The following is a 13,075-nucleotide window of genomic DNA, read 5'->3' as shown; positions in this document are numbered from 1 at the left end:
CGGGAGCGCGCCTGTGGACAACCGTGCTGCCCATGTCACCCGGCCATTCGGGGAAGCGGGCGGGAAGACCGCCTATCCTGGGATCAGTGATCACGACGACCGGTCTCGAGCTGCGCGCCGGTGCCCGCATCCTCATCAGCGAGGCCACGCTGCGCGTTCAGCCCGGGGACCGCATCGGCCTGGTCGGCCGCAACGGCGCCGGCAAGACGACGACCCTCACCACCCTCGCCGGGGAGCGGCTGCCGCACGCCGGCACCGTGGAGGTCTCCGGGGAGATCGGCTACCTGCCGCAGGACCCGCGCAGCGGCGACCTGGACATCACCGCCAGCGACCGGGTGCTCTCGGGACGCGGGCTGGACGAGCTGCGGGCCCAGATGACCAAGGCGCAGGTGGCCATGGCCGAGCCCGCCGACGACGCGGAGCGCGACCGCGCGGTCCGCCGGTACGGCCGCCTCGAGGACCAGTTCGCCGCCCTCGGCGGGTACGCGGCCGAGAGCGAGGCGGCGCGCATCTGCACGGCGCTGGGCCTGCCCGACCGCGTGCTCGCGCAGCCGCTGCGCACCCTCTCCGGCGGCCAGCGCCGCCGCGTGGAGCTCGCCCGCATCCTCTTCTCCGACGCCGAGACGCTGCTGCTCGACGAGCCCACCAACCACCTCGACGCGGATTCCATCAGCTGGCTCAAGGGCTTCCTGGCCGCGCACAAGGGCGGGCTGATCGTGATCAGCCACGACGTCGAGCTGCTCGACGCCGTCGTCAACAAGGTGTGGCACCTCGACGCGAACCGGGCCACCGTCGACGTCTACAACCTCGGCTGGAAGCCCTACCTGGCCCAGCGCGAGACCGACGAGCGCCGGCGCAAGCAGGAGCGGGCCAACACCGAGCGCAAGATCGACGCGCTCAGCGCGCAGGCGGACAAGATGCGGGCCAAGGCCACCAAGGCCAAGGCCGCGCAGAGCATGGACAAGCGCGCCCAGCGGCTGGCCGCCGGGCTCGAGGCCGTGCGGGTCTCCGACCGCGTGGCCAAGCTGCGCTTCCCGACCCCCACCCCGTGCGGGAAGACCCCGCTGACCGCCGAGGGGCTGTCCAAGAGCTACGGCTCGCTGGAGGTCTTCACCGACGTCGACCTCGCCGTCGACCGCGGCACGCGGGTCGTCGTCCTCGGGCTCAACGGCGCGGGGAAGACCACGCTGCTGCGCATGCTGGCCGGCACCGAGACTCCGGACACCGGCGAGGTCAAGGCCGGGCACGGCCTGCGGATCGGCTACTACGCGCAGGAGCACGAGACCCTCGACCTGGACCGCTCGCTGCTCGAGGTGATGCGCTCGGCCGCCCCGGACAGCACCGACACCGAGCTGCGGCGCATCCTGGGCGCGTTCCTGTTCTCCGGCGACACCGTCGACCAGCGGGCCGGCACGCTCTCCGGCGGCGAGAAGACCCGCCTGGCCATGGCCACCCTGGTGATCTCGGGGGCCAACGTGCTGCTGCTCGACGAGCCCACCAACAACCTCGACCCGGCGAGCCGCGAGCAGGTGCTCGAGGCGCTGCGCACCTACACCGGGGCGATCGTCCTGGTGACCCACGACGAGGGCGCGGTGCGGGCCCTGAACCCGGACAAGGTCATCCTGCTGCCCGACGGCACCGAGGACGCCTGGAGCGAGGACCTCGCCGACCTGGTCGAGCTGGCCTGACACCTCGTCGTCCTCCGGACGTCACCGCGGTCGGTTGCCGTCCCGCCGGGGACGTCGTCGCTCTTCACGTGGCCGGAGTCGCGGGCCTGGGTGATCATGGGTCGCGGGATGCCGAGGTCACCCGGACCCGGCGCCATGGGGACGAGCAGCCTCGGCGGATCACCCCGGTCCGCGGACGGCCGCTGACGGAGGGGAGTCATGGCCGACTCGAACACTGCGGACCTCGGCAAGGGCAAGCGCATCACCGGGGGCGACCGGAGCTCCCTGGCCGACGAGCTGCGCAAGCGGTACGACGGCGGGGAGAGCATCCGCTCGCTGGCGACCTCCACCAACCGGTCCTACGGCTTCGTCCACCGTCTCCTGTCGGAGTCCGGGGCGACCCTCCGCAGCCGCGGGGGTGCCAACCGGAATAGTAAGAAGGCGTGACCGGAGGAGAAGCAGACGGCTGGGTGAGGGCGGACCGTGCGGGGGCCGTCCTCACCGTCACGCTGGACCGCCCCGACCAGCTCAACGCGCAGACGGCGGCCACCTGGCAGGCGCTGGCCGCCGTCGGGGACTCCCTCGACGACGAGGTCCGGGTGGTGGTGCTGCGCGGGGCCGGCCGGTCCTTCTCCGCCGGCCTGGACCGGGGCCACCTCACGCCCGGGCATCCGCTCGCCGCCGGCTTCGCCGAGCTGGTCGCGCTGCCCGCCGAGGAGGCCCAGGAGCGCATCCGCGGCTACCAGGCCGGCTTCCGGTGGCTGCGCTCGCCCGGCATCGTGTCGATCGCGGCCGTGCAGGGGCACGCGATCGGCGCGGGCGCGCAGCTGGCGCTCGCCTGTGACCTGCGGGTCCTCACCGACGACGCGCAGCTGCGGCTGCCCGAGGTCACCCTCGGCCTGGTGCCCGACCTCACCGGCACCAGCACGCTGGTCGAGCTGGTCGGCTACGCCCGCGCGCTGGAGCTGTGCCTGACCGGGCGTCCCGTCGACGCCGCCGAGGCCCGGGCCATGGGCCTGGCCAACGCCGTCGTCCCGCGGGACGAGCTCGACGCCGCCGTCGCCGGGTTCGTCTCGGCCGTGTGCGCGCCGCCGGCCGGCGCCAGCCGGGAGACCGCGGCGCTGATCCGCTCCGCCGTGCACAACGGCGCGGTGGCCCAGGACGCCGCCGAGCGCGCCGCGCAGGTCCGGCGGCTGCACGATCTCGTCGGAGGACGCTGAGACACTGCCCCCGGAACAGGCCGACCACCCGCGGTGTTGGCCGCTCGAAAGGAGGTGGTGGACATGAACGGCTCCATGACCTCCATGGCAGCGATGCGTTCCTTCCGCCGGGACCCCTCGGTGACCGCGCGCGAGCTGCCCAGGGGCACGGTGCGCCGCATCCTCGGCGTGGCCCGCCCCTACCGGCGGGACCTCACGTTCTTCGTGCTGCTCGTGATCGGCTCCTCGGTCATCGGGGTGCTCACCCCGCTGCTGGCCGGGCAGATCATCAACCGGATCGCCGGTCTGGACGGGACGGCGGGCGACATCGTCCGGATCGCGCTGGTCATCGCCGGGCTGGCGGTGCTCGACGCCGGCATCTCGCTGGCCACCCGGTGGTTCTCCGCCCGCATCGGCGAGGGCGTGATCTACGACCTGCGCAGCCGGGTCTTCGAGCACGTCCAGCGGATGCCGGTGGCCTTCTTCACCCGCACCCAGACCGGCGCGCTGGTGAGCCGGCTCAACAACGACGTCATCGGCGCCCAGCAGGCGTTCACCTCGACCCTGTCCGGCGTGCTGTCCAACGTCATCGGGCTGGTGCTCACCGCCGCGGTGATGTTCTCGCTGTCCTGGCAGATCACCGCCCTCTCGCTGGTGCTGGTGCCGGTCTTCGTGCTGCCCGCGCGGCGGATCGGCCGGCGGCTGCAGGAGATCACCCGGGAGTCCTACGGGCTCAACGCGTCGATGAACGCGACGATGACCGAGCGGTTCAACGTCGCCGGGGCGCTGCTGGTCAAGCTGTTCGGCCGCCCCGCGGTCGAGGCCGAGGGGTTCCGCGGCCGGGCGGCCCGGGTGCGCGACATCGGCGTCCTGTCGGCGATGTACGGGCGCACCTTCTTCACCGCGCTGACCCTGGTCGCGGCGCTGGCGACGGCCCTGGTCTACGGCATGGGCGGCTGGCTGGCCTTCACCGGGTCGCTCAGCCCCGGTGACGTCGTCGCCCTGGCGCTGCTGCTCTCGCGGCTGTACGGCCCGCTGACGGCGCTGTCCAACGTCCGGGTCGACGTCATGAGCGCGATGGTCAGCTTCGACCGGGTCTTCGAGGTGCTCGACCTCCCGCCGATGATCCGCGAGGCCGACGACGCGGTGCCGGTCCCGGCCGGGGACCGGTCGATCGAGTTCGAGCACGTGTCGTTCAGCTACCCGGCGGCCGCCGAGGTCTCCCTGCCCTCCCTGGAGGAGGTCTCCCTGCCCGAGCACGGCGGGCCCACGGCGGTGCTGCACGACGTCTCCTTCCGCGTCGAACCCGGCCAGCTGGTCGCGCTGGTCGGGCACTCGGGCGCGGGCAAGTCGACGATCGCCCACCTGGTGCCACGGCTCTACGACGTCACCGGCGGCGCCGTGCGCGTCGGTGGGGTGGACGTCCGGCGGGTCACGCTCGACTCGCTGCGCGACGCGATCGGCGTGGTCAGCCAGGACGCCCACCTGTTCCACGACACGATCGGCGCCAACCTGCGTTACGCGCGGCCGGAGGCGACGGACGAGGAGCTGTGGGCGGCCCTCGCCGGGGCCCGGATCGCCGGCCTGGTGCGCTCGCTGCCCGACGGCCTGGACACCGTCGTCGGGGACCGGGGGTACCGGCTCTCCGGCGGTGAGAAGCAGCGGTTGGCGATCGCCCGGGTGCTGCTCAAGGCGCCGGGGATCGTCATCCTCGACGAGGCGACGGCGCACCTGGACAGCGAGTCGGAGGTGGCGGTGCAGCACGCGCTGGACACCGCCCTCACCGGCCGGACCTCGCTGGTCATCGCCCACCGGCTGTCCACCATCCGCAGCGCCGACCGGATCCTCGTGGTCGACGACGGTCGCATCATGGAGTCGGGCACGCACGAAGAGTTGCTGGCGCTCGGGGGGCGCTACGCCGACCTGTACCGCACCCAGTTCGCCGACGGCGAGCATCGAACGGTCGGCGCGGCCTGACCACTAGCGTCACTCCCGTGACAGCCGTACACCCCGCCGAGGACCGGATCACCGCGCTCTACACCCAGTTCATCGACGGCTGGAACAGGCGGAGCGGCGCAGCGGTCGCTGCCGGGTTCGCCGACGACGGGGACATCATCGGGTTCGACGGCACCCACCACCGCGGCCGGCTGTCGATCGCGGCCGATCTGCGGCAGGTCTTCGGCAGCCACCAGACGCCCTCCTACGTGGCCCTCGTCCGCTCCGTGCGGCCGGTCGCCCCGGGGGCGGCGATGCTGCTGGCCCACGCGGGGATGATCCCGCCGGGCGGCAGCGACCTGGACCCCGACCTGCACACGGTGCACACGATGGTCGCGGTCGACGAGGGCAGCGAACGCTGGCGGATCGCCCTGCTCCAGGCCACCCCGGCGGCCTGGCACGGCCGGACGGCGGCCCGCGACGCCCTCACCCGGGAACTGCGCGGGCTGCTGGCCCCGTCATGAGCGTGCTGGTGCCGGCGGGGGAGCTGCTCGGGCGTCCTGACCGGGGCGTGCTGCTCGACGTCCGCTGGGCCCTCGGGGACCCACACGGCCACGACCGCTACCTCGCCGGTCACCTGCCCGGGGCGGTCTACGTCGACCTCGACACCGAGCTGAGCGATCCGCCGTCGGCCGCGGAGGGCCGGCACCCGCTGCCGTCGTTACAGCGGCTGCAGTCCGCGGCGCGGCGGTGGGGGTTGCGCGACGGTGATCCGGTGGTGGTCTACGACGACGCCGGGGGATCGGCGGCGGCACGGGCCTGGTGGCTGCTGCGCTGGGCCGGGCTGGAGGACGTCCGGCTGCTGGACGGCGGGCTGGCGGCCTGGCGCCGCGCCGGCGGCCCGATCGAGTCCGGGCACGTGCAGCCCGCGCCGGGCGACGTCACCCTCACCGGCGGGGGCATGCCGGTCGTCTCGATCGACGAGGCGGCCGCGCTGCCGACCTCCGGCGGCGCCCTGCTGGACGCCCGGGCCGGCGAGCGGTACCGCGGGGAGGTCGAGCCGGTCGATCCGCGGGCGGGCCACGTGCCGGGTGCGGTGAGTGCACCGGCGACGGACACCCTGGCCGGCGACGGCACGTTCCTTCCAGCCGCTGTACTCCGTGAGCGGTTCGCCGAGCTGGGGGCGCGGCCGGGACAGCCGGTCGCCGCCTACTGCGGCTCCGGGGTCGCGGCCGCCCACGCAGTGGCGGCGCTGGCGGTGGCCGGGATCGAGGCGGCGCTGTGGCCGGGGTCGTGGTCGCAGTGGGCGAACGACCCCGCCCGCCCGGCGGCCACCGGCCCCGAACCGGGCTGACCGGCCCGGCGGCCGGGTCAGCGGGGAGCGGGGAGGCCCCGGCTCAGTGCAGCAGCTTGAGCCCGACCACGCAGCCGATGATGCCGGCCAGGAGCAGCACCTTCACCGCGGTCACCGCCTCCTGGCCGGAGACCATGGCGATGACCACGGTGAGCACCGCGCCGATGCCGACCCACACGGCGTAGGCCGTCCCCACCGGCAGCTCGCGCATCGCGTAGGCCAGCCCGGCCATGCTCAGCACGAGCCCGACGGCGAAGACGATCGAGGGGGTCAACCGGCTGAAACCCTCCGAGCGGCCGAGCGCGGTGGCCCAGACGGCCTCCAGCACACCCGACAGCACCAGGACAACCCAGGCCACGACGCCTCCACGGGCGCCGTCTTGTCGCTCACCGGGTACGGCACCGCTCGTCCGGGGGCCGGTCGGGGCCCGCACTCATGCTCTCACCACCGGCGCAGGCGGCTTCCCCGGGCAGGCCGTGGCCACGGCGCAGGGCGGGTCGGGCGGGCGGGGTCAGGCGGGCGGGGGTGGGGCGAGGGCCGCGTCGTAGCGGTCGAGCAGCACGGCGGCGATCCGCTGGTCGGGCAGCAGCGGGGCGGTGACCGCGTCGGCGCCGGCCGCGGCCAGTTTGTCGTGGAAGTGCCCCGGCGCCAGCAGGTAGGCGGCCAGCACGACCCGGTCCGCGCCCGCCCGGCGGGCCGCGGCGACCGCGTCGGGCACCGCCGGCCGCGCCGCCGAGCCGTAGCCGATCGTCACCGGCCCGGCCCAGCGCTGCTGCAGCAGGGCCGCGGTGCGCTCCACGTCGGCGACCGACCGGCGATCGCTGGAGCCGGCGGCGGCCAGGACGACCGCCGTCCGCGGGGCGCCGGGGTCGGCGCCGGCATCGAGCAGCCGGTCGTGCAGGACGTCGACCAGCCGCGGGTCGGGCCCCAGCGGCCGCGCGGCGCGGGCACCGGGCGCCGACTCCACGGCCCGCGCGATGTCGACGTGCACGTGGTAGCCCCCGGACAACAGGAGGGGCACGACGACGGCGGGCCGGCCCTCCGCGGTGAGCCCGGCCACGACGTCGGCCACGGTGGGGGGCTGGACGTCGACGAAGGCCGCCGTCGTCACCAGGCCGGGCCGTTGCGCCCGCGCGGCGAGCGCCAGCTCGGCGACGAGCCGCCGCCCGGTGGCGTTGCGGGTGCCGTGCGCGCAGGCGACCAGCACCGGTGCGGTCATCAGGGAGACCGCAGCATGCCGCCGTCCACCGGGACCATCGTCCCGGTCACGAACGACGCGGCGGGGGAGAGGAGGAAGGCCGCGACCTTGCCGAACTCCTCCGGGCGGCCGACGCGGCGCAGCGGGATATCGGCGGCCACCCGGGAGAGCCCCTCGGTGCCGTACACCCTGGTGGTCCGGTCGGTGGCGATCGTGCCGGGCAGCAGCCCGAGCACCCGGATGCCGCGGGGCCCCAGCTCGTCGGCCAGGGCCTTCGCCGTCATCGCCAGCCCCGGACGCAGCCCGTTGGAGATCGCCAGGTGCGGGATCGGCTGGCGGACCGACGTGGAGAGCACGAGGGCGATGGCAGCGCCCTCGCCCAGGTGCGGGACCAGGCACCTGACCACCCGCAACGTGCCCAGGAAGACGCTCTCGAAGGCGGCCCGCCAGTCCTCCTCCCCGGTCTCGAGCACGGTGCCGGCCGGCGGGCCGCCCACCGAGATCAGCGCGCCGTCGACCCGGCCGAGCCGCTCCCGGGCGCCGTCCACCAGCCGCTCGGCGGCGCCGGGATCGGCCAGGTCGCCGGCCAGCCCGTGCGCCGCCGGCGCCCCGCCGAGCGCGGCGACGGCGGCGGCCACGGAGTCCTGCGAGCGCGAGCTGACCAGCACCCGCGCCCCGTCGTCGACCAGGGCCCGGGCGGTCGCGAAACCCAGCCCTCGGCTCGCGCCGGTGAGCAGGTAACCGCGACCGCCCAGACCCAGGTCCATCCGGGATCAGGCGCTGCGCAGCGAGCGCAGGACGTACTGCATGATCCCGCCGTTGCGGTAGTAGTTCGCCTCGCCGGGGGTGTCGATGCGGACGCGGGCGTCGAACTCCACGTCGCCGGCCTTGACCTTCACCGTCCGGGGCGTGCGCCCCTCGTTGAGCTCGGTGATCCCGGTGATCGTGAACTCCTCGTCGCCGGTCAGGCCCAGCGACTCGCGGTTCTGGCCCTCCGGGTACTGCAGCGGCAGCACGCCCATGCCGATCAGGTTCGACCGGTGGATGCGCTCGTAGCTCTCGGCGATGACCGCCTTGACGCCCAGCAGCGCGGTGCCCTTGGCCGCCCAGTCGCGCGACGAGCCCGAGCCGTACTCCTTGCCGGCCAGGACGACCAGCGGGATGCCGGCCTCCTGGTAGGCCTGCGAGGCGTCGTAGATCGTCGTCGTCTCGCCGGTCAGGTGGTTCTTGGTGACGCCGCCCTCGGTGCCCGGCACCAGCTGGTTGCGCAGCCGGATGTTGGCGAAGGTGCCGCGGATCATCACCTCGTGGTTCCCGCGCCGGGAGCCGTAGGAGTTGAAGTCGCGGCGGTCCACGCCGTGCTCGCGCAGGTACTTGCCCGCGGGGCTGTCGGCCTTGATCGAACCGGCCGGGGAGATGTGGTCGGTGGTCACCGAGTCACCGAGCACCGCGAGGGTGCGGGCGCCGGTGATGTCCTCGACCGGGGCCGGCTCGGCCGGCATCCCCTCGAAGTACGGGGGACGCCGGACGTAGGTGCTCTGCTCGTCCCACTCGAAGGTGTCGCCCTCGGGGGTGGGCAGCGCCTGCCACTGCTCGGTGCCGGCGAAGACGTCCTCGTAGCTGCGACCGAACTGCTCCGCCGAGACGGCGTGGTCGATGACCCGCTGGACCTCCTGCGGCGAGGGCCAGATGTCGCGCAGGAAGACGTCGTTGCCCTCGGTGTCCTGCCCCAGCGGCTCGGTGGTGATGTCGATGTCCATCGAGCCGGCCAGCGCGTAGGCGATGACCAGCGGCGGGCTGGCCAGGTAGTTCATCTTGACGTCGGGGTTGATCCGGCCCTCGAAGTTGCGGTTGCCCGAGAGCACCGAGACGACGGCGAGGTCGGCCTCGTTGACCGCGGCCGACACCGGCTCCGGGAGCGGGCCCGAGTTGCCGATGCAGGTCGTGCAGCCGTAGCCGACGAGGTAGAAGCCGAGCTTCTCCAGGTACGGGGTGAGCTCGGCCTTCTCGTAGTAGTCCATGACGACCTTCGACCCGGGGGCCAGCGTCGTCTTCACCCACGGCTTGCTGGTCAGGCCACGCTCGACGGCGTTCTTCGCCAGCAGCGCCGCACCGATCATCACCTGCGGGTTCGAGGTGTTGGTGCAGGAGGTGATGGCCGCGATGGTCACGTGGCCGTGGTCCACGTAGGTCTCCGTCCCGTCCTCCAGGACCACCTTGGTGGGCTTGGACGGCCGGTCGGCGGCCGCGGTGGGGAGGGTGACGTGGTGGGGCCTTCCGGCCTCGCCGTTGCCGTGGGTCTCCGCGATCGGGTCGGAGGCCGGGAAGGTCTCCTCCAGCGCCTCGTCGATCTGGGACTCGGTGTCACGGGGGGCGTCGTCCGGGTCCTGCTGCATCTGGTCGACCGGGGCGTAGGTCGGCAGCGCCTCGCGGAAGGACGCCTTGGCGTCGCTCAGCGACACGCGGTCCTGCGGGCGCTTCGGGCCGGCGATGGAGGGGACGACCGTGGACAGGTCGAGCTCCAGGTACTCGGAGAACGCCGGCTCGCGTGACGGGTCGTGCCAGAGGCCCTGCTCCTTGGCGTAGGCCTCGACCAGCTTCACCTGCTCCTCGGAGCGGCCGGTGAGCTTCAGATAGGTGATGGTCTCCTCGTCGATGGGGAACATCGCCGCGGTGGAGCCGAACTCCGGGCTCATGTTGCCGATCGTGGCGCGGTTGGCCAGCGGCACGGCGGAGACGCCGGCGCCGTAGAACTCGACGAACTTCCCGACGACGCCGTGCGCGCGCAGCATCTCGGTGATGGTGAGGACCAGGTCGGTCGCGGTGGCGCCGTCGGGCAGCTCACCGGTCAGCTTGAAGCCGACCACGCGGGGGATGAGCATCGAGACGGGCTGGCCGAGCATCGCGGCCTCGGCCTCGATGCCGCCGACGCCCCAGCCCAGCACGCCCAGGCCGTTGACCATCGTGGTGTGCGAGTCGGTGCCGACGCAGGTGTCGGGGTAGGCGACGGTGCGGTCGCCCTCCTGGCGCGGGAAGACCACGCGGGCCAGGTGCTCGATGTTGACCTGGTGCACGATGCCGGTGCCCGGGGGGACGACCTTGAAGTCGTCGAACGCGCCCTGGCCCCAGCGCAGGAACTGGTAGCGCTCGCCGTTGCGCTCGTACTCGATCTCGACGTTGCGCTCGAAGGACTCCGGCGTGCCGAAGACGTCGGCGATGACGGAGTGGTCGATGACCAGCTCGGCCGGGGCCAGCGGGTTGATCTTCTGCGGGTCGCCGCCGAGCTCGGCCATGGCCTCGCGCATGGTGGCGAGGTCGACGATGCAGGGGACGCCGGTGAAGTCCTGCATGACCACGCGGGCCGGGGAGAACTGGATCTCCTGGTCGGGCTCGGCGTTCGGGTCCCAGTTGGCGATCGCCCGGATGTGGTCGGCGGTGATGTCCGCGCCGTCCTCGGTGCGCAGCAGGTTCTCGAGGAGGACCTTCAGGCTGAAGGGCAGCTTCTCGGCGCCCTGCACCGCGTCGAGCCGGTAGATGTCGTAGTCGGTGCCGTCGACGCTCAGCGTCGACCGGGCTCCGAAGCTGTCCTTGCTGGCTGCCACTGCTGCGCCTACCCCTCGCTGGATCGCTGCGGCCTCTTGACCACCCCCGATCATCCCAGCCCGGCAGCGGCAGCACGCGGTGAGGCGACCCTGACCTTCGCCCGTGACCCCGCTCACTGGTCCTGGCGACGGGCGCGGGGCCGGCCTCGTCCCAACCGCCCCGGGCGCACCAGGGATGACGCCACCGGGTGAACGGAACGGTGAGTCGCTGGTCGGGGGCCCGTCCGCGCCCTAGCGTCCCCCGCCATGACCGCGGTCGACCCCACGGCGCCGACCACGGCGATCCCAGCCACCCCCATGGCGGTCGAGGGGGCGGGGAACCCGAGCCCGCGCAGCCGGCACCTGCGGCGACTGCTCTGGGCCGGGCTGGCCCTGGCCTTCGCCACCACCTGCCTGGTCACGGGGCTCCCCACCGACCGCGTCGTCCTGCTGGGCTGGGTGCTGGCCGGGCTGGCGGTGCACGCCGTCGCCGGGGGGCTCCGCTCGGTCTACCGGCTGCTCGCCGACTGGCTGCCCCTGGTGGCCCTGCTGCTCGTCTACGACGTGAGCCGGGGACTGGCGGACGGGCTGGGGGTGCCCGTGCACATCACGGAGCCCGCGGCGGTCGACCGGTGGCTCGCCGGCGGCGCCCTCCCGACGGTCGTGCTGCAGCAGCACTGGGCCGCCACCTGGTGGGAGGCGTTCGCGGCGCTGGTCTACGGCAGCCACTTCGTCGTCACCCCGCTGGTGCTCGCGGTGCTGTGGGTGCGGGACCGGGCACGCTGGCTGCGGTTCGCCCGGCTGGTCGTCGCCCTCTCCGCCGCCGGGTTGGTCACCTACGTCCTCTACCCGGCCGCGCCCCCGTGGCTGGCCGCCCGCGACGGGGTCATCGAGCCGGTCGAGCGGCTCAGCGGCGTGGGCTGGGAGGCGCTCGGCCTGCCCCGGGCCGGCGCGCTGCTGGCCGCCGGCCAGGGGCAGGTCAACCAGGTGGCGGCGGTGCCCTCCCTGCACACGGCGTTCGCGGTGCTGACCTGCCTGGTGCTCTTCCCGGCCGCGCGGCGGGTCTGGCAGCGCGCCGCGCTGGTCGCCTACGCGGTGCTGATGCCGCTGGTCCTGGTGTGGGCCGGGGAGCACTACGTGATCGACACGGTGCTGGGGGCGCTCTACGCCGGCGGGGTCGTCCTCGTGGCGGCCCGGGCCGGGCCGGTGCTGGCCGGGGTCGCGCGCCGGGTGCGGCCGGGAGCGCGGGACCCGGAGAGCGCGCCCGCCACACCTACCGTGGAGGGGTGAGCGCCGTCCCCCGGCCGCTGCCGGACTGGCTGACCGCCGCCCGCCGGATCACCGTGCTGACCGGCGCCGGCATCTCCACCGACAGCGGCATCCCCGATTTCCGCGGGCCGCAGGGTGTGTGGACCCGCGACCCCGAGGCGGAGGAGCTCTCGACGCTGCAGTACTACGTCGCCGACCCCGAGATCCGCCGCCGGGCCTGGCAGGCACGGCGGGCGCACCCGTGGGGCGCGCGGCCCAACGCGGCGCACCGTGCGCTGGTCGACCTCGAGCGCCGGGGCCGGCTGCGCGCGCTGGTGACCCAGAACATCGACGGGCTGCACCAGCAGGCGGGGTCCGCGCCGGAGCTGGTCCACGAGCTGCACGGCACGGTGCACGAGGTGGCCTGCCTGTCCTGCGGCGACCGGACGACGATGGCCGCCGCGCTCGCCCGGGTGGACGCCGGGGAACCCGATCCCGCCTGCCAGGCCTGCGGCGGCATCCTCAAGTCGGCGACGATCAGCTTCGGTCAGGCGCTGGACCCCGCGGTCATCGACGCGGCCGCGACCGCCGCCGTCGACTGCGACGTCTTCCTCGCCGCCGGCACCTCGCTCACCGTGCACCCGGCCGCCGGCCTGACCGACCTCGCCGCCGGCGCCGGGGCGCGGGTCGTGGTGGTCAATGCCGACCCCACCCCCTACGACCGGCTGGCCGACCTGGTCGTCCGGGAGCCGATCGGCACCTCGCTGCCCCGCCTGCTGGCCTCCTGACGGCGGGGCCCGGGCCGCGCTCCGCTCGTCGCGTCCCGGGGCGGCCGATAGCGTGACGGGGACCACGTCGAGCGGCTGTCGGGCACCCCGCGCGGGCAGCCGGTG

The 13,075-nt window shown here is 74.2% G+C and carries 12 protein-coding genes and 1 riboswitch; of the genes, 8 read left to right on the top strand and 4 right to left on the bottom strand.

Annotated elements, in window-relative coordinates:
- Positions 1 to 86: 86 nt before the first annotated feature.
- The 6 genes from BMZ50_RS11485 (at position 87) to BMZ50_RS11460 (ending at position 6,155) form a co-directional block, all read left to right on the top strand.
- Positions 87 to 1,688 (top strand): ABC-F family ATP-binding cassette domain-containing protein, encoded by a 1,602-nt coding sequence (locus tag BMZ50_RS11485; protein ID WP_091324419.1) that lies wholly within the window; start codon positions 87 to 89, stop codon positions 1,686 to 1,688.
- Between the two features lie 198 nt (positions 1,689 to 1,886).
- Complete coding sequence (locus tag BMZ50_RS11480) at positions 1,887 to 2,114, top strand: helix-turn-helix domain-containing protein (RefSeq protein ID WP_091324416.1); 228 nt, start codon at positions 1,887 to 1,889, stop codon at positions 2,112 to 2,114.
- Between the two features lie 23 nt (positions 2,115 to 2,137).
- A complete protein-coding gene (locus tag BMZ50_RS11475; protein WP_245753576.1) occupies positions 2,138 to 2,887 on the top strand; it encodes an enoyl-CoA hydratase/isomerase family protein in 750 nt (249 codons plus the stop codon).
- Between the two features lie 63 nt (positions 2,888 to 2,950).
- The gene (locus BMZ50_RS11470; protein WP_091324411.1) at positions 2,951 to 4,843 is read left to right on the top strand and encodes an ABC transporter ATP-binding protein; all 1,893 of its coding nucleotides are present in this window, start codon (positions 2,951 to 2,953) and stop codon (positions 4,841 to 4,843) included.
- A gap of 17 nt (positions 4,844 to 4,860) precedes the next feature.
- Positions 4,861 to 5,325: an SgcJ/EcaC family oxidoreductase gene (locus BMZ50_RS11465; RefSeq protein ID WP_091324409.1), complete on the top strand. Its 465-nt coding sequence runs from the start codon at positions 4,861 to 4,863 to the stop codon at positions 5,323 to 5,325.
- Positions 5,322 to 6,155: a sulfurtransferase gene (locus tag BMZ50_RS11460; RefSeq protein WP_091324405.1), complete on the top strand. Its 834-nt coding sequence runs from the start codon at positions 5,322 to 5,324 to the stop codon at positions 6,153 to 6,155. The genes BMZ50_RS11465 and BMZ50_RS11460 overlap by 4 nt, the downstream gene beginning before the upstream one ends.
- Positions 6,156 to 6,198: 43 nt before the next feature.
- On the opposite strand, the gene BMZ50_RS11455 is transcribed toward BMZ50_RS11460, so the two are convergent.
- The 4 genes from BMZ50_RS11455 to BMZ50_RS11440 all read right to left on the bottom strand — a co-directional run bounded on the left by BMZ50_RS11455 (position 6,199) and on the right by BMZ50_RS11440 (position 10,955).
- Complete coding sequence (locus BMZ50_RS11455; protein WP_091324402.1) at positions 6,199 to 6,513, bottom strand: DMT family transporter; 315 nt, start codon at positions 6,511 to 6,513, stop codon at positions 6,199 to 6,201.
- Positions 6,514 to 6,523: 10 nt separating this feature from the next.
- A riboswitch (guanidine-III (ykkC-III) riboswitch) is annotated at positions 6,524 to 6,591 on the bottom strand.
- A gap of 75 nt (positions 6,592 to 6,666) precedes the next feature.
- A complete protein-coding gene (locus BMZ50_RS11450) occupies positions 6,667 to 7,374 on the bottom strand; it encodes a sirohydrochlorin chelatase (RefSeq protein ID WP_091324399.1) in 708 nt (235 codons plus the stop codon).
- On the bottom strand, positions 7,374 to 8,120 hold the full coding sequence (locus BMZ50_RS11445) for an SDR family oxidoreductase (RefSeq protein WP_091324397.1): 747 nt from the start codon (positions 8,118 to 8,120) through the stop codon (positions 7,374 to 7,376). Before BMZ50_RS11445 ends, BMZ50_RS11450 begins: the two co-directional genes overlap by 1 nt.
- A gap of 6 nt (positions 8,121 to 8,126) precedes the next feature.
- Positions 8,127 to 10,955 carry an aconitate hydratase gene (locus BMZ50_RS11440; RefSeq protein WP_091324394.1) on the bottom strand — a complete coding sequence of 943 codons (2,829 nt, stop codon included), beginning with the start codon at positions 10,953 to 10,955 and terminating at the stop codon, positions 8,127 to 8,129.
- A 246-nt stretch (positions 10,956 to 11,201) separates the two neighbouring features.
- Here BMZ50_RS11440 and BMZ50_RS11435 point away from each other — a divergent pair, with 246 nt between their 5' ends.
- Positions 11,202 to 12,224 (top strand): phosphatase PAP2 family protein, encoded by a 1,023-nt coding sequence (locus BMZ50_RS11435; protein ID WP_177212757.1) that lies wholly within the window; start codon positions 11,202 to 11,204, stop codon positions 12,222 to 12,224.
- Positions 12,221 to 12,970: an SIR2 family NAD-dependent protein deacylase gene (locus BMZ50_RS11430; protein ID WP_091324393.1), complete on the top strand. Its 750-nt coding sequence runs from the start codon at positions 12,221 to 12,223 to the stop codon at positions 12,968 to 12,970. Before BMZ50_RS11435 ends, BMZ50_RS11430 begins: the two co-directional genes overlap by 4 nt.
- Positions 12,971 to 13,075 lie beyond the last annotated feature (105 nt).

Origin of the sequence: Geodermatophilus ruber (assembly GCF_900114385.1) — a bacterium.
GTDB lineage: Bacteria > Actinomycetota > Actinomycetes > Mycobacteriales > Geodermatophilaceae > Geodermatophilus > Geodermatophilus ruber.
This window is presented reverse-complemented; position numbering and strand designations above follow the sequence as displayed.

Bases quoted from the DNA above. Each gene is read 5' to 3' on its own strand.
- BMZ50_RS11480 (WP_091324416.1), top strand. From the start codon at position 1,887: ATGGCCGACTCGAACACTGCGGACCTCGGCAAGGGCAAGCGCATCACC.
- BMZ50_RS11470 (WP_091324411.1), top strand. From the start codon at position 2,951: ATGAACGGCTCCATGACCTCCATGGCAGCGATGCGTTCCTTCCGCCGG.
- BMZ50_RS11460 (WP_091324405.1), top strand. From the start codon at position 5,322: ATGAGCGTGCTGGTGCCGGCGGGGGAGCTGCTCGGGCGTCCTGACCGG.
- BMZ50_RS11450 (WP_091324399.1), bottom strand. From the start codon at position 7,374: ATGACCGCACCGGTGCTGGTCGCCTGCGCGCACGGCACCCGCAACGCC.
- BMZ50_RS11445 (WP_091324397.1), bottom strand. From the start codon at position 8,120: ATGGACCTGGGTCTGGGCGGTCGCGGTTACCTGCTCACCGGCGCGAGC.
- BMZ50_RS11435 (WP_177212757.1), top strand. From the start codon at position 11,202: ATGACCGCGGTCGACCCCACGGCGCCGACCACGGCGATCCCAGCCACC.